Origin of the sequence: Mesorhizobium sp. ISC11, assembly GCF_037162595.1 — a bacterium.
Classification (GTDB): domain Bacteria; phylum Pseudomonadota; class Alphaproteobacteria; order Rhizobiales; family Rhizobiaceae; genus Mesorhizobium; species Mesorhizobium ciceri.
Genome location: NZ_JAVSPW010000001.1, coordinates 2,878,637 through 2,894,204, shown reverse-complemented (window position 1 = coordinate 2,894,204; position 15,568 = coordinate 2,878,637). Strand labels below are relative to the sequence as shown.

At 58.7% G+C, this 15,568-nt stretch carries 12 protein-coding genes; 4 read left to right on the top strand and 8 right to left on the bottom strand.

What is annotated here, in order from left to right; genetic code table 11:
• Window positions 1-32 precede the first annotated feature (32 nt).
• The 5 genes from RPF88_RS14350 to RPF88_RS14330 are packed head-to-tail and all read right to left on the bottom strand — an operon-like array spanning window position 33 to window position 7,674.
• Window positions 33-1,484, bottom strand: coding sequence for an ABC transporter ATP-binding protein (locus tag RPF88_RS14350; protein WP_013532721.1), 1,452 nt, complete (start codon window positions 1,482-1,484; stop codon window positions 33-35).
• Window positions 1,474-2,268 carry an ABC transporter permease gene (locus tag RPF88_RS14345; protein ID WP_013532720.1) on the bottom strand — a complete coding sequence of 265 codons (795 nt, stop codon included), beginning with the start codon at window positions 2,266-2,268 and terminating at the stop codon, window positions 1,474-1,476. Before RPF88_RS14345 ends, RPF88_RS14350 begins: the two co-directional genes overlap by 11 nt.
• Entirely contained in the window at window positions 2,265-5,075 is a 2,811-nt protein-coding gene (locus tag RPF88_RS14340; protein ID WP_013532719.1) for a glycoside hydrolase family 99-like domain-containing protein, read from the bottom strand. Before RPF88_RS14340 ends, RPF88_RS14345 begins: the two co-directional genes overlap by 4 nt.
• Window positions 5,075-5,959, bottom strand: coding sequence for a class I SAM-dependent methyltransferase (locus RPF88_RS14335; protein WP_013532718.1), 885 nt, complete (start codon window positions 5,957-5,959; stop codon window positions 5,075-5,077). The genes RPF88_RS14340 and RPF88_RS14335 overlap by 1 nt, the downstream gene beginning before the upstream one ends.
• Complete coding sequence (locus RPF88_RS14330; RefSeq protein WP_013532717.1) at window positions 5,956-7,674, bottom strand: sulfotransferase family protein; 1,719 nt, start codon at window positions 7,672-7,674, stop codon at window positions 5,956-5,958. Before RPF88_RS14330 ends, RPF88_RS14335 begins: the two co-directional genes overlap by 4 nt.
• A 565-nt stretch (window positions 7,675-8,239) precedes the next feature.
• On the opposite strand from RPF88_RS14330, the gene RPF88_RS14325 reads away from it, so the two are divergent.
• The 3 genes from RPF88_RS14325 (at window position 8,240) to RPF88_RS14315 (ending at window position 11,913) form a co-directional block, all read left to right on the top strand.
• Window positions 8,240-10,225, top strand: a complete 1,986-nt coding sequence (locus RPF88_RS14325; RefSeq protein ID WP_063167692.1) for a nucleoside-diphosphate sugar epimerase/dehydratase — start codon at window positions 8,240-8,242, stop codon at window positions 10,223-10,225.
• A 93-nt stretch (window positions 10,226-10,318) separates the two neighbouring features.
• Window positions 10,319-11,254, top strand: coding sequence for a glycosyltransferase family 2 protein (locus RPF88_RS14320; RefSeq protein WP_013532715.1), 936 nt, complete (start codon window positions 10,319-10,321; stop codon window positions 11,252-11,254).
• Between the two features lie 122 nt (window positions 11,255-11,376).
• On the top strand, window positions 11,377-11,913 hold the full coding sequence (locus RPF88_RS14315; protein WP_013532714.1) for a sugar transferase: 537 nt from the start codon (window positions 11,377-11,379) through the stop codon (window positions 11,911-11,913).
• A 35-nt stretch (window positions 11,914-11,948) separates the two neighbouring features.
• Here RPF88_RS14315 and RPF88_RS14310 read toward each other — a convergent pair whose 3' ends face one another.
• Genes RPF88_RS14310 through RPF88_RS14300 form a run of 3 tightly spaced genes read right to left on the bottom strand, consistent with a single transcriptional unit; the run spans window position 11,949 to window position 14,664 of the window.
• The gene (locus RPF88_RS14310) at window positions 11,949-12,884 is read right to left on the bottom strand and encodes an NAD-dependent epimerase/dehydratase family protein (RefSeq protein WP_337122653.1); all 936 of its coding nucleotides are present in this window, start codon (window positions 12,882-12,884) and stop codon (window positions 11,949-11,951) included.
• Window positions 12,881-14,179, bottom strand: coding sequence for an O-antigen ligase family protein (locus tag RPF88_RS14305; RefSeq protein ID WP_013532712.1), 1,299 nt, complete (start codon window positions 14,177-14,179; stop codon window positions 12,881-12,883). The genes RPF88_RS14310 and RPF88_RS14305 overlap by 4 nt, the downstream gene beginning before the upstream one ends.
• Window positions 14,176-14,664, bottom strand: coding sequence for a hypothetical protein (locus tag RPF88_RS14300; protein WP_127224166.1), 489 nt, complete (start codon window positions 14,662-14,664; stop codon window positions 14,176-14,178). Before RPF88_RS14300 ends, RPF88_RS14305 begins: the two co-directional genes overlap by 4 nt.
• On the opposite strand from RPF88_RS14300, the gene cysD reads away from it, so the two are divergent.
• The gene (cysD, locus tag RPF88_RS14295; RefSeq protein WP_013532711.1) at window positions 14,663-15,568 is read left to right on the top strand and encodes a sulfate adenylyltransferase subunit CysD; all 906 of its coding nucleotides are present in this window, start codon (window positions 14,663-14,665) and stop codon (window positions 15,566-15,568) included. The genes RPF88_RS14300 and cysD overlap by 2 nt on opposite strands.

Below are 15,568 nucleotides of genomic sequence, written 5' to 3'. Positions count from 1 at the left end.
CGAACGGTGCCCCGAATGGATGCGGAACAAATTCAGGCGGCTGCAATCTTGCGAACTAGGGGCGTGTCCGAGGTCAAATCAGCGGGGGTCAACTTGAAGGTCATTCCCAGGCTGAAGAAGCCGTAGTCAATCTCATCCGGGGCCGGCATAACCTTGAAGATCACGGCATCAAGTATGCGATGAAGGTATTGTCTTTCAAAATTTGCATTCCCCATCGCTCCAACGTTGATGAAATAAACTCCGGCCCGTAGCAGGCACTTAAACTCAAAGTTGACCTGCACAGACTCGCCTACCCCTAAGCTCTTCAGCCGAAGATCCGGCACCCGATCAGTATTTCCCCCACACAGTTCCACACCGTAAGGGGATTTGAACAGGGTGCCAAACGCGAGATCGTCGACGTCCGTGGTTGCAGTGAAGGTATATTGCACCGCGTAGACACAGCCTTGGGTCAGCACGTTGACCATTTCCCCACCGGTGTTGACAATCCGCACGTCGGCAATGCGCCCACCAGTCTCTTCATAGGGCGTGATGGTCTGGCTGGTAAGCGCAGGGTCCCAAAAACCATCATCAACGATCTCCGACTGTTCGGGTCTCTGCGTCGGCAACTTCGTCGCTGGTGCATGATTGCCAATCACCGGCGGGCCGTCCGAATCGCTAGTGCCGGCAAGCGTCTTGATCTCTTCACGCACTTGTCTGGCCTCTTCGCCACGAAGATTGACAAGCCGCTGATATTGGCTGGCCACCCGCTTGGGTGTGCCCTCCAATATCTTCTCGCCGCCATCGATGAGAATTGCGCTGGTACACAATTGAATGATCGTCTGGGCGCCATGCGAGGTAAACAGGATAGTAGCTCCGGCGTCCTTGATCTGCTCGATGCGGGCCATGCATTTGCGCTGGAACGCCTCATCGCCCACCCCAAGCGCTTCGTCGACGACCAGGATGTCGGGATCGACATTGATCGCGGTAGCGAAGGCAAGTCGCATATACATGCCGGACGAATAGGTCTTGACGGGCTGATCGATGAAGTCGCCGATCTCCGCAAATCTTTCGATCTGCTCGAAACGCCAGGCCATCTCCTCCCGTGGGACGCCGAGAATGGAGGCATTGAGGTGGACATTCTCACGCCCGGTGAATTCGCGATTGAAGCCGGCACCGAGTTCAAGCAAGGCCGCGATCCGGCCGTTGACTTCAACCGTACCGCTGGTCGGTGGAAGCGTTCCGCAGATCACTTGCAGCAGCGTGGATTTTCCCGATCCATTACGGCCAATGATGCCAATCACTTGGCCGTGGCCGAGTTCGAAGGAGATGTCGTTGAGAGCCGCGAAGTCCTTGTAATAGCGGCGGGGTTGCATGCCCACTAAACGTTCCAATCGCGGCACGATCATCTGCTTGAAGCGGTCTTCCGGCCGCTCGAACATCGTGTATCGCTTGGTGACGTTGCGAACCTTGATCGCAAAGGGCCGGCTATCGCGCTCAGATGACATCGGCAAATCCCCCTCGTGTCTTCTCGAAGAACAGCCTGCCTAGCAGCGCGACGATCAAGGCAACGCAGAAATAGGCGGCCAGCGCCCACCATGAAGGCAGGGTATCCATGAGGACGACGGCACGGAAATTTTCGATCGGCACCGTCAGCGGGTTTAAAACCACCCAGGGCCGAAGCCATTCCGGCATCGATGTTCGGGGCGTGAACATGGGCGAGAGAAACATGGACGCCGTCAGAACCGGACCGATCATCTGGCTGATGTCGCGAAAATAGACCCCCAGAGAGGCCAAGACCCACGCAATTCCCTGCACCAGCAGGACGAAAGGAACAATCGTAAGGGGAGCGAGCAAGATATAGAGCGACAGGCTTCCGGTTATGATCAGGGTAAAGACCAGCAGCACGGCCAGACTGATTCCGAGTTGCACCATCGCGGAACCGGTGACCACCGCCGGCAGAATTTCGATCGGAAAGACGATCTTTTTCACGAAGGTCGCGTTGTTCAATATAGCCCCCGTCGATTTGGACAGAACCTCGGCATAGAAGTTGAAAAACATGAGGCCACAAAACAGGGCAAGCGCAAAGAATCCGACGGAGTGGTTCTGGTTGGCACCTGCGGCGGCCCATTTGACGCCGAACACGGAGCCAAACATCAGGGTGAAAACGGAAAGGGTGAGCAACGGCGTTAACAGCGCCCAACCAATCCCGAAAAACGAACCCTTGAACCTGCTGCTCACGTCCCTGCGAACAAGATTGGACAAGACCTGAAAATCGCGCTGACTAATCATCGGGTGGCCTTGTGTAGCTCTTTTATCGCCTGATCGATGTGGTCCATGGCCACTTCAACGTCAACCGTGGACTGCATGGCATAGGTCTTTGGCTGCCACGTTTCAGATGATCCATTAGAGTCACATAATATGACATTGTAGTCGAACTTCTTCAGGGCACAGATACGGCTGATCCATAATTCGACTACTCCGCCGCCGGCACCCCAGAAATTGATCCAGGCGTCGGGCATCAAGTCGAAAACCACCGTTCCCGCCTTCGACCATATCAGGTTGGCAAAGGCGGACCCATGCGCTCCGACGATAATTTCGGCATCTGTGAAAAGGTCGATCTGGTCCGAATAAGCCAGCACGGCCGGATCGATGACCTTGAAACCACGCTTGACCAGCGCAGCCTGAAGCGCGGCTTCGTTGGCTATCGTCCTACCGGAATTTGTGGTTTCGCTTGAACGCCCGAGATATATCCGTCTGGCACGATAGTCTTGAACCGCCGGGGGAAGCACGAGCGTTCGCGACATCAGATCGGCTGTTTCCGGATGCGGGAAGAACGTGGTGAACGTGGTCAGAGCATTGGAGACAATGGCCGAACGGAACTTGTAGACAGCGGTGCTGGCCGCGTCGAGGATAAGAAAATGGTGTGGAAGGAAGCCCCAGACCGACAGCATCCTGATCAACCATTTTGGCGCTTTCGTCGACAGGACAACACGCAACCGCTCAGCAATGATCTCATCACGAAACGCCAACAATTGTGGAACCATATCAAAGACCACATGGCCGAACGCTTGGGAGTAGTGCATGGGAATGATCACGTCCGCATCGATCTCGGTCGCTGTTTCAGCCTTCAGATGCGCGCCTGCATCGTCTTCCACCAAATATTCAAGCTCTGTCACTTGCGACCTGACATAGCGGTAGATGCGCATCGTTTCGGCGATGACCTGGTTGTTCCGGGTGACGAGAGCCACGGCGATCGGATGCGCCACACAATTGTGAAACCGACCGAACCGCAATGGCGCTGCCTCATAGGGAACCGTCTTCAGCATGCGAGCGAATTCGTCGCCATTGACCACGCCTTTCGCGACGTGCAGTCGCGGAGCTAGTTCAGCCTCGACGTTGCAGGGAGAGAACGCGGTCCAAATGCAATCCTCGTTCGAAGTGAGCATTTCTTGTTTGCTCGACGCCACCCTGCCAATGGATTCGAGCGAAACCTCCTGGACATCGTGCCCTTCCAACTGGTGACGACTAGAGGCCATCGCAACCTGGTCCGGGAGATCAGCGATTACTTTTTTTTTTTGCGCCGGCTCGGTTGCAGAGGACGGATTAACCACGCGTTTCGCGGCACGATAGGCAAAGCGGACGGCCTTGAACATCATTGGCCTGTCGTAAAGCCGGTGCGCCACCCTGAACTTCAGGGGCACCTTGATCGAACCGGGTTCAGGCATCGTCAGGACCGCCGGGCTCGTCGTCGTCAGCTTCGGCTGAGGTTGCTCAACCGCTTGGGCGTCCCGCGCCTTTTGAATGCTTCTCGCCGCAGTTTCCGTGATTTCGCGCTGCGGCTCAGGAGCGGTTTCATTCCCGGACTGCAAGCGGCTGGCTTCCTGCTTGAGCAAAGTCACCTTGCCATCGAGGTCAGCGACTTCCCGGATTTTTGCGGCACGGAGCTTTGCGATTTCGGCGTCCCTGGCTTCCTCGGGGATCGCCGCTAATTGCTGCCTGAGTTCGAACCGCACGCGTTCCGGCGCAACGTCGTAAATATCGTCAACCATCGACATGCCATTTTTCACGCGAAGCGTGGCCTCCAGGAACCCCCGGCCGTGTCTCCGGTCTGGTTCGAGATAGCATCCCTCGGCCCATTCGTTCCAAGCATTGATGAAGACCAGTTGATCGCCTTCCGCGCGATTGGCGCGCGTCAGCGAACTCGATCCCCGCAGCCAGCGCTCATAATTTGCAACGGTGGAGCCAAGAACGATCAATGAGCGATTCTTTACCCGGGCCGTATTGTCCCAATCGGGGAAAACGGTTCGATAGATCCGCTTGCGGCTATGGTCCCTCGATAGGAAATCGCGCGCAACGTTGGCATATTCGACCGGGTAGCCTTCGAATGGCTTATAGGTCGGCACGATCTCCTTCACACCATGGAATTTCATGTTGTGCGGCGGGAACTCGACGCCTGCGTCGAACTCATACTGCTCGTAGTCGTTATTGCCGTGAACGAGCGCGTTCACGATGTGAATTTCGCCGATACCCATCTTGCGGCAATGCTCCCGCCAGCGCTTACCTGCGGCCTTGGCGTCAGGAAGATGCTGCGGCCGGTAGACGACCAGCAACGGCTTGCCATCGACCCGCAGATAGCGGGGATCCTTGAAATAGGGAAAGAGGCTTTCGATGAAGCGCAACTCCCAATCCGGACCATAGGTCTGCGCGATTAGAACCTCGTGCTCGGCGGCGTCCCATCGGCGGGTCCAGTTTTCGTTCGCCCAGCACAGGCAGAAGCCCATGTCGATGCTCTTGTCGGTCAGGAAAGCATCGACCGGCTTCTCCATCAGCCGGTGGCCGTCGAACCAGTAGTAGTGAAAGCAGAAAGCGTCGATCCCGTGCTCCCTAGCGACCTCGGCCTGATCGCGGATGGTGTCCAGGACGCGAAGGTCGTAGTAGCCGAAATCGGTCGGATAGCGCGGTTGATTATGGCCATCGTAGAGCGGCTCCGCCTTCGCAACGTTGGTCCATTCGGTGAACCCTTTGCCCCACCATTCATCGTTCTCGGGGAACGGATGGAACTGCGGCAGATAGTAGGCAACATAACGCAGCGCCATTATCGCATGCTCAGGATCGACTTCACGATGCGACGGCCGGTCGGGCCGAGCATGCGGCCAACCATCGTTCTGAACGTCGGTCGCTGCTGTGGCGAATAGTGTGGCGGCGGGACAAACGGCAAATTCGAAACAGGCTTGCCGATTTTCGGGGGCGCGCGATCGAGCAGGACAAACTCATTCTTCGGCGAGTTCGCCAGTTCTGCCTTCACGACCGTCTGATAGATCTGCGAATAGGCGCCGAGTTCCAAAGCTGCCCGGACTTGTTCGGGCGTTTTCTTCCAGTTCTCGGCGAACTCTGTCATCTCGGGCGTCCGCACGACAAAGAGCGCGTCGACGATCTTCAGATTGGCTTGGCGGAAGAGGTGCTGAAGGTTCTTGGCGCCAAAGAAGCGGATATGTGTGCGATCGAGAAGGCCCCAGTCCCGGTAGTCGACATTGTCATCAAGCATCATCGCCATCATTGCGGCATGATTGGCGTTGGGGATCGACGAGACCACGCTGCCGCCAGGCCGCAGATAGCGGGTGACCTCCCTCAATGTCTCCCAGGGATTGACCAGATGCTCGAGCACATCCGCGATGACGACGGCATCGAAGCGTCGCTCACCGAAGACCTCGCCCCATCCTGGCGTGTTGAGATCGCCCTGGACCGCGTCGACGCAAAAGCTCTTCAGGATCGGAATGCAGTTCGGATCATATTCGAGCGCGGTAACCCGACAGCCGTTCAGAGCTATCAGTGGCTTGGCGATCGACCCCGGTCCGGCGCCGATTTCGAGGACATCCTTATCCCTGCCGACTAACCGCAACACATTTGCCGCAGCCGTGTCCGAATTCGGGTCGACATCGAAAACGTAGATATCTGCTGATGTCTTCTGTTTTGCGCTCACTTATCCGTGCCTCGTGTGTCTGCGCCAATCTTTCGGATCGGCAAAGCAAGCTTTGACAATGCTTTCGCAACTTTCCACGATTTGCTCTCGTGGATAAGCGTTAGCTCGCGCGCCGCTGCCTGAAGGCTTTCCGTCACGGCCGCCAATTGGCCTCTCAGGGCCGAAACGTCAAGGCCCTGCTTGTCGTACTGCTCGGTGAGCGATCCTAAATCCGCTTGGAGAGCTGACATCTGGCTGACATGCTTTGCGATTTCCTGTCTCGCATCTGTGAGTTGTGCCGAGCGCGTTGAGAGCTCGGCATTCAAGCTCGCGATCTCATCGATTCTCGTGGCCAACTCGCTTGACTTGGCGGCGATCTCCAATCGCAGTTGTTCTGCTTGGTCCCTCAGGGTCGAAACGTCCAGGCCCCGGCTGTCGTACTGCTCGGTGAGCGATCTCAAATCTGCCTGGAGAGCTGACATCTGGCTGACATACCTTGCGATTTCCTGTCTCGAATCTGCGAGTTGCGCCGAGCGCGTTGAGAGTTCGGCATTCAAGCTCGCAATCTCACCGATCCTTGTGGCCAACTCGGTGGCCAACTCGCTTGACTTCAGTCGCTCTGCTCTTATCTCACCCTCGACCGCCTGCCCTTCCATTGGGTTCTGGTCCTCAACCATCGCTACGATCTTTGATTTCAACGCATCGCGTTCCGCGCTAAGTTGATCGACTTGAGACATCAGCGCCCGGACATTGCCGACCAGTCTTAACTCTGTGGCGGCGTAATCGGTTGTCGGCGCGAGGCGCGCCTTGGTCTCACGCGCCAGCAATTCGGCAAACATGACTTGGCCAGCCGGCAGCCAACTGTCCTCAAATTCGTCATAGATTGCATCGAGTTCGGCGGTCGCTGCTGGCGAAGACGCGTCTTCCTCGAGGTCGAGCATGGCAACATAGGCTCGCTTGACCAGATCCGGCACGCCATCATTAGCCATGAGCAAGTCGACGCTCGCCAGATGGTGCTGGTGATCAGTCGACAGATAAGCTGCAATTTCTTTCTCGACAGAGCTAATCTTGCGCGGCCATTCGATCGAAAATCGTTCTGAGATCTTCTCCAGGGCAGGCCCGAAATCTCGAACCATCGACTCGTACGACAAGAAGACACGAGGTGAATTCCTAGTGCTTCTCTCGGAGGCCAGAACGTAGTTCAGCCAAACGAGGGAGGCGAATCCCAGATCCATTCCGTCGCGCTTTGCCAGCGATTTGGCGACCGACAGTGGATTGCGAGTGATCGTTACATAGTCAGTCTTGTACCTGAGCGATGTAAGCAGTTGCTGATAGATCGGCACAATGCGCGAAATCCGCGGCTCCTTGAGCACGATCGTTGGCATGCCGCCATATTCGCCATCGAGTAGGCGAGCGATCTCGTCGTGGTAGAATCTTAACCGGCTTGCCGACAGTTCCTCGACCCGGACCGGCCTCCAATCGTCCCACCGGCTACCAAGTTCGAGCAAGAGCTGCTCGTTCAGCAGGGCCAGATGCAATGGTTCCCAATAACCTGTCCGGTTGCTTTCGTCGGCGGGAATCAAGTTCTTTGGTGGAGCAACACCCAGCAGTTGAAGCACGCCGGCCAACGCGCTGGTGCCGGACCGATGCATGCCAAGAACCATCAAGCAGGTGCGCTCGCCCTGGCTTTCTCGCTTTAACTTCGAACTCTTCATTGTCGTCGCGGCAACAGCCATAATTGTATCCCATGGATGGGCAAGCCACAGAGCTGGCTTCTGCGATCATGAGCCTTGCCTGTACTCTACGCCGGTTTTGGAAGCTGCAACCGAGTCATTACGTCTCTGAAGGCCGTCCCAGTATGGAAATGGCCAGCGTGCCATCATGTCGCGACATGTTATGACTATAATGTGGCGCGCCCGCGCCCCACCTCTGGTAGCTTTGTCCTCTGCACGCACTCGACCCGCAAACTTGGCCTTCATAGCCATTTCGACCAGTTGCGTCGTAGCGAGGTCGAGAGCAGAGTCAATTGCGGCAAAACCGAAACAACGCTGACGCGGCGGCAGTGTCCAAATCGCAACGCACCGATCGGACTCCACCGATCCAGTAACAGGGCGTCAAGCTTACTCGTATTCACGCTCTTGTCCGAAAAAACCTCTGGCTATGCCCTCGCACCCGCAGTATGCGATACAGGACGGCGGGGGTCGGGGATGGCACGTGGGTAAGGTGATTGATCGCGAAGTATCTTCGTGTTCGCACTTCGCTGGTGTCGATGCCCTTGAGCCTGGAGTCTAGTGCCGTCCAATGAATTCCCATCTAGAAGCTGTGTTCGGGCTCAGGCCACAGATGCGGCGCGCCTTCATCATGGTCCAGGACGTGGTCATGGTCCTGGTCGCCGTGGCACTCAGCCTTATTCTTTCGCGGTCGAATCTTTCGTTCGAAGCGTTCTCCAACGAGGGTCTGGCGACATGGGCGGGCATCGTCGTCATCAGCCATTTGTTGTTCCGCTACAGTGGCCTTTACACCACTGTCTGGCGCTTCGCCTCGACGCCGGACTTTTTCAACATCCTGAAGAGCTGCGCGATTTTGACGTTCACTCTTTACATGGCGTCGCTGCTGCTGCGTTTTTACCGGCCGGTGGCGGGGCTCAACGAGCGTCAGTTCATCGTCTTCTTCCTCGTCTCCTTCACCATCATATCGGCACCCCGGCTGTTCTACCGCTTCCTGCGTGACGGCGCGAGCTGGGGGATTCTGAGCCGCAAGACCGACCAGCAGGCCAAGCGCGCTCTGTTTGTCGGCCGGCTCGGCGAGGCCGACCTGATCATTCGCTTCACGCGCACGGCGCAACCGGCGGACTATTCCATCGCAGGCATCATGGCCACCGAGCGCGGCGCACCGTTGGGCACGCGGATTCAAGGTGTTCCCGTGGTGGCGACAATGCCGCGCCTGATCGATGTCCTGGAAGACTATGCGACCGGCACCAAGAGCCTGGACTTGCTGATTTTCGGCAGCGGCGCCGAGCACGAAATCGAGGACTATTCGGAACTTGTGCGCATTGCCCGGCACGGCGACATAAATGTGGTGCAGTTCTCAGGCCTTTCGGAGTTGGAACAGCACGGAAAGCTGGTTCTCGACACCGTCGAGATGGAAACGATCCTGCGCCGGCCGACGGTCGCGTCCGATATCCAGCGTATCGGCGCCTTTGTCGGCGGCAAACGCGTTCTGGTGACCGGCGGTGCCGGTTCTATCGGTCAGACGCTGGTCAGGCGGTCGCTGGAACTCGGAGCCGAGGCGGTGCTGGTCGCCGACAACTCCGAGTTCGGCATTTTCCAGCTGAGCCAGTATGTTGACGAGAAGGACCACGACCGCCTCAAGGTCCGCATCGTCGATGTCGCGGACCGGCGCCAGATAACGCGTGTCGTCACGGAATTCCGGCCGGACATCATCTTTCATGCCGCGGCCCTCAAGCATGTTCCGCTGCTCGAGGAAAACTGGGATTCGGCCATCCAGACCAATATCTTCGGAACGCTCGTCTGTGCCGAGGTCGCCGCCAAGTGCGGGGTTGCGCAATTTGTCCTGATATCGAGCGACAAGGCGGTGGATCCCTCGTCAGTGCTCGGCATGACGAAGCGGGCCGCCGAACAGATCATCAGCGCCTTGCATGGCACGCCGGCAGGCGAGACAAGCGGGCGTCGCCCGGCCACCAAGTTCATTGCAGTGCGGTTCGGCAACGTCTTCGGCAGCAATGGTTCGGTGGCGACCATATTCCAGGCGCAGATCGAGGCCGGAGGGCCCGTCACCATCACCGACCGGCGCATGACACGCTATTTCATGACCGTGGCCGAAGCCGTCGATCTCGTCATCATGTCGGCGGCCGATGCCGCGTCGCGGCAGAGCGGAGACGATTATGCCGTCTATATGCTCGACATGGGCAAGCCGGTACCGATCCTTGAAGTGGCCGAAACGATGATCCGCTTGTCCGGAAAGAGCCCATACAAGGACGTCGCGATCCGGTTCACCGGCATAAGGCCGGGTGAAAAACTCCACGAAACGCTGCATGGCGAAGACGAGGAACTCGTCGAACTCGGCATCTCGAAGATTTTCGGCCTCAGCACGGACGTCGTGGAATGGTCGGATGTCCAGGTCGCGCTCACGGCGCTGCAGCAGTCGGCGAAAAACCAGGACAAGGCTGCCGCGCTCGCCGCATTGGCAGGTCTCGACCGCGCCAAGAAGGCCAGGGCAAGTGCACGTCAAGACGCGATTCCGAAGACGGCCGGGCAGGCGACCTAGAACAATTCCGGGAAAAGCGCACGGCGCTTACCTTTGGGAATTGCGCCAAATCAAAGAGATAGATCCAATCAGAATCAGAAAGCGATCTTGCTCGTGAGCAAAGATGATCTGCGCATCGCGGTCCTGATGGGCACGAAAGACGGCGCCGCCTTCATCGAGGAGCAGCTGCAGTCCCTGCTCGAGCAGTCGCACCCTCTGGTCGACCTGTGGATATCCGACGATGGCTCCGTCGATGGCACGACCGCCATCATCGAGGCATGGAAATCCCGCTGGCGGCCCAAGTGTCGAATGACGCTCGTCGAGGGGCCGCGGCAAGGCTTCGCCGCCAATTTCCGCTCCATGATCGTCGATCGACGCATCGAGGCGGACTGCTATGCCTTCTGCGACCAGGACGATATCTGGGAGCCCGACAGGCTGGAGAGCGCTATCGACTGGATGCGGACCCAGGATGCGAAAATCCCGCTGATGTTTTGTTCGCGAACCGCGACCATGACGGAAACAGGAAGCCTTGTCGGCCATTCGCCTTTGTTTGCCCGGCCGCCAACCTTTCGCAACGCGCTTGTGCAAAGCATCGCCGGCGGCAACACCATCCTGCTCAACGCAGCGGCACGCAACCTGCTGGCCAGGGCCTGCATGCGGACCGGGTTCGTCAGCCACGACTGGTGGGCCTATCTCATCGTGACCGCCGCCGGCGGCATCGTCCGCTACGATCCGCGGCCGCTGGTGCGCTACCGGCAGCATGCGGCAAACCTGGTCGGCGCCAACGTATCCTGGAAAGCAAGGGTGTCCCGGCTTGGCCGCCTGTTTAAGGGGGAATTCGCCGGCTGGACGGACCTCAACCTTGACGGTCTTGCCGTCAATCGCGACCTCCTGACCGAGGACGCGATGGTGTGCCTCGACCTTTTCACCCGCGGGCGCGACGGCGGCCTTTTCCGCCGCTTGGCAGGCTTGCGCCGAAGCGGCGTCTATCGGCAGACCGTTTCCGGAAACCTGGGGCTCTATCTCGCCTTCGTCCTGGGGCGCATCTGAACATTGCGACGGCTGCGTGGCGCGCTTGGTCAAGAGATCGGCTCATGCTACGTCGACCGGATTGACGGCATTGGCCTGCGGCATTGCCTCGGGACTTCGGCAGGGAGCACTATCGGCCGTTCATGAAGGCAGCCAAGCAAATCTTCGATCTTGCCGGTGCGGCTCTGCTGCTGGTGGCGACATCTCCTGTCTTGGCGCTCACCGTCCTTGCCGTTCGGGCATCGTCGCCGGGCCCGGCTATTTTTTCACAGGTGCGGGTCGGCCGTGACGGTCGGCTTTTCCGCTGCCACAAGTTGCGCACGATGTATGTCGGGACGCCGTCGCTACCCTCGCATGAGGCGCCGGCGGATTCCGTGACATCGGTTGGAAAGGTCTTGCGGAAGTTCAAGCTCGATGAGCTGCCGCAATTCTGGAACGTCTTGAAGGGGGAAATGAGCCTGGTCGGGCCGCGGCCCTGCCTGCCGACCCAGACGGAATTGATCGAGTGTCGCAGGCGGCTGGGGGTTTTGGCGGCGCTGCCGGGCATAACCGGCCTGGCCCAGATCAGGGGCATCGACATGTCTAACCCGGAGCTCTTGGCGCAAACGGATGCTGCCTACCTCCGCACCGCGTCGTTCTGGCTCGATCTTCGGATCCTGTTTGGAACGCTCTACCGCTGAGCAGACCATGAAAAGATCATGGTCAAGCAAGAAAGTCAGGATCTGCTGAGCCGCGCCAGCTCGGCCAGCCGCTCAAGCGTGCCGGCTTCGGGCGTCCACCCCTGCGATACCAGCAGGGCGGGGTCGCATATTTGTGTCGCGGTCAGGCTGTCCCAGAACGCCCGCCTGCCGAGTGCGGCCACCACCGGCCGTATCAGCCCGGCCGGCGTCGCCATCAGGCGCACAGGCCGCCCCAAACCTCTGCGAAAGACGGCGATGACGGCGTCGAGGGCGACCGGCGGCACATCGGCGCCGACATAGATCGGGCGAAGCAGCCCGGAATGGCTGAGCAGGTGCGACACTGCTCGCACCGCGGCCTCGGAAGACATCAGCGAACGGATTCCGGTCAAGGCACCAGTCGGCAGCGGCAGCGGCGTATCGGCAAGGCGCATCAGCGTTGCCAGATTTCCCCTCATGCCACTTCCATAGACCGGAGGCAGGCGCAACACGGCGGCGTCGGAGCGGCCATGCGACGCATAGGCGTCCAAAACCGTGATCTCGCTTTCGCGCTTCGAGCGTCCATAGGCGCATTGTGGGGCAGGAAGCGTGTCCTCGTCGATCGTTGCGCTGACGTGCGCGCCGATCACCGCCCGGATCGAGGAGAGATGAATGAAACGTCCGCTTATCTGGGCCGCCGCTGCATGCGCCAGCCTTGCGCTCAGTTCCACATTGGCCGCCTGGTAATCGGCTTCGGTTGCATTTCCCCGATCATTGTTGAGGCCAGCGCAATGGACGACGTCAGTCATATGCCGGGTCAGTTCCAGGAAGGCGGCGGCCGGCGCATCGAAGCCGGGCATCGGCACAGTCTCGTTCTCCGAACCAAGCCTCTCGGGATGGCGGGAGGCGAGGCGAAGCTCGGCACCGGCTTCGCGTAAGTGGCGCACGACAAGACGCCCGATGAAACCTGTCGCGCCCGTGACCAGAACCTTCATGGCCTTGCCCGAGACAGGTCTTGCGTGACTGGTGCAAGTGCCGGTTCGTCCAGCAAAGGAACATGACGTCCGGAGGCGAGATATGTTCCGCTCACCAGGAAGACCATCAGCACCGAGTCCAGAATGTCATGGCCGACCAGGATGCCTGTCATTCCGGCCGTCAGATAGGTGATCACCACGACGACAATCATGGTGGCGCCGAACCGCTCGTTCGGATCGCTGCTGCTTCGCAAGACCCGGGCGGCATTTCCAGCGGCAACGATAAAGATCGCTGCCAGCGTCACGGCGCCCAGAATTCCTGCTTGCACCAAGGCGGTCAGGAAGCCGTTGTGGAAATGGTTGAAGCCTGTGTCCATCGCGAACTGCTCATGAAAGCCCTGTTTGATCAGAAGCTGGGTTGCACCCACACCGTGCCCGAACAGTGGCATGTCATGGAATGCTTTGAGGCCGATCTCCCAAAGCGCAACACGTATTCCCAACGAGGTGTCGTAGTTGCCGCTAGCTCCAAGCGCACCCCAATCGGAGCGCAAAAAGTCGACCCGCCCGGATATCGCCTGGAAGCTGGAAGCGGCGATCACGACGCCGACTGCCGCCAGCAGCAGCAGCAGGCGAACGGCATTCCTGCCCCTGAGCCTGTGCCGGTTGATCAACATGACGGCTATGCCGGCAATCAGCAGTGCCAGCCAGATGGTACGCGAGCCGGAATAGATGACGGCGATCGTCCCGGCCAGTGTCGCGTAGAAGAGGGGTGTCCGGGCTTGCTCAATACTGGACAAGGCGCCAGCCACACACGTCACCACGGCAAGGCAGACGACGGTTGCGAAGACGATCGGATTTCCGGCTCCCCCCTCCGCCCTGACGCCAATCCAATATTGCTGGATGACGGCCATGAGCAGCGCGACAAAGCAGGCGGCCATGCTGGAAAGCACGACGATGCGGGCAAGCGTGGTTTTCTGCGTGTTGCTCCAGGTCGAATAGGACACGGGAAAAAACAGGAAGGTGACGAGCGGGATAAGATGCGGCGCATCCCGGACAAACGAGTTGTTGACGATGGACGCCAGGAGATTGGCGGCGCAGTAGGCATAGATCGCGACCGTCATCCAGATCATGGGCCGGTCGGCGTTGAAGCGCCTTTTCCCTAAAGCAATCAGCAGGGCGGACGAAAGGCCTCCGCAATTGAACACAAAGCTGACCACCGACCCCAGAACCGGTGGAAAAAAGAAGCAAAGGATGGAGAAGTAGTTGTTGATCCGCGAAGGCGAGAATTGCTGTGTGAGGGATGAAAGCCGGTTCAATTTTCGGGCTCGCTGTTTTCGGCAAGTGTCATGCGGCGGATCTTGTTTAGCGAAGTTGAATGCGCTCGCCTCGAAATTGCCCATGCCTCATAACGCGCTTGCCCGCTGCCGAAGCTGGTATAGCGGCCGCCCCCCGTTTTCGATAGTGTATCTGGTGGATTGCCACCGAAAATCGGCGGCAGGCGACGGTCGGCCAAGGGAAGTCGCTTGAAAGCCGTAGCCGGCCATTCAAGCAATATTTTCCCCGCGTTTTCTCGGTTGTTGAGCTTGCGGGCAGGAATTTCCGGGTTTGATGGTATCTGTGGAAAATTCATTCTCGAACCATGTGCGGCCGGGCCAGTCTTGCATTGTTCTTGACAACGGCGATCTGCTAGAACGCCGGCACGAGGAAGATTGTCCAGAAACAAGGCTCGAACCGGGCGCAAAAGCTCGATGATTTGAGGCAGGTCTTCTGTTGGAAATACGAAAGAACGCCCACGGTCCATGACAACAGCGCTTACGCATCTTCAGCGGCTTGAGGCCGAGTCCATCCATATATTCCGCGAGGTTGCGGCCGCCTTTGCCAAGCCGGTCATGCTCTATTCGGTCGGCAAGGATTCATCCGTGTTGATGCATCTGGCGATGAAGGCGTTTTATCCCGCCAAGCCGCCATTTCCCTTTCTTCACGTCGACACGACGTGGAAGTTCCGCGAGATGATCGCCTTTCGCGATCAGATGGCGCAGAAACTCGGCTTCGATCTCCTGGTTCATGTCAACGAAGACGGCGTGCGCGACAACATCAATCCGTTCGACCATGGTTCGAACACCCACACCCATGTCATGAAGACCGTGGCGCTGCGCCAGGCGCTCGACAAATACGGCTTCGACGCGGCCTTTGGCGGCGCACGTCGCGACGAGGAGAAATCGCGCGCCAAGGAGCGCATCTTTTCCTTCCGCAATGCCCAGCATGTGTGGGATCCGAAGAACCAGCGCCCCGAAATGTGGAAGATATTCAACACCCGCATCGCATCGGGTGAATCGATCCGCGTCTTTCCGCTGTCGAACTGGACCGAGCTGGATATCTGGCAGTACATCCTGCAGGAAAGTATCCCGATCGTGCCGCTCTATTTCGCCAAGGAACGGCCGGTGGTGGAACGCGACGGCATGCTGATCCTGCGGGACGACGAGCGCATGAAACTCCGCCCCGACGAGACAGTGGAGAACCGGCTCGTGCGGTTCCGCACGCTTGGCTGCTATCCGCTGACTGGCGCCATCGAATCGGAGGCCGACACGCTGGAAGCCATCGTCGGCGAAATGCTGACGGCACGGACATCCGAACGGCAGGGGCGCCTGATCGACCGCGATGAAGCCGGCTCGATGGAAAAGAAGAAGCGCGAGGGGTACTTTTGA

What these genes read in the sequence shown, in the direction of transcription:
- RPF88_RS14330 (WP_013532717.1), bottom strand. Translation starts at nt 7,674, where the DNA reads ATGGCTGTTGCCGCGACGACAATGAAGAGTTCGAAGTTAAAGCGAGAA.
- RPF88_RS14325 (WP_063167692.1), top strand. Translation starts at nt 8,240, where the DNA reads ATGAATTCCCATCTAGAAGCTGTGTTCGGGCTCAGGCCACAGATGCGG.
- RPF88_RS14345 (WP_013532720.1), bottom strand. Translation starts at nt 2,268, where the DNA reads ATGATTAGTCAGCGCGATTTTCAGGTCTTGTCCAATCTTGTTCGCAGG.
- RPF88_RS14300 (WP_127224166.1), bottom strand. Translation starts at nt 14,664, where the DNA reads ATGGACCGTGGGCGTTCTTTCGTATTTCCAACAGAAGACCTGCCTCAA.
- RPF88_RS14340 (WP_013532719.1), bottom strand. Translation starts at nt 5,075, where the DNA reads ATGGCGCTGCGTTATGTTGCCTACTATCTGCCGCAGTTCCATCCGTTC.
- RPF88_RS14350 (WP_013532721.1), bottom strand. Translation starts at nt 1,484, where the DNA reads ATGTCATCTGAGCGCGATAGCCGGCCCTTTGCGATCAAGGTTCGCAAC.
- cysD (WP_013532711.1), top strand. Translation starts at nt 14,663, where the DNA reads ATGACAACAGCGCTTACGCATCTTCAGCGGCTTGAGGCCGAGTCCATC.
- RPF88_RS14310 (WP_337122653.1), bottom strand. Translation starts at nt 12,884, where the DNA reads ATGAAGGTTCTGGTCACGGGCGCGACAGGTTTCATCGGGCGTCTTGTC.
- RPF88_RS14315 (WP_013532714.1), top strand. Translation starts at nt 11,377, where the DNA reads ATGAAGGCAGCCAAGCAAATCTTCGATCTTGCCGGTGCGGCTCTGCTG.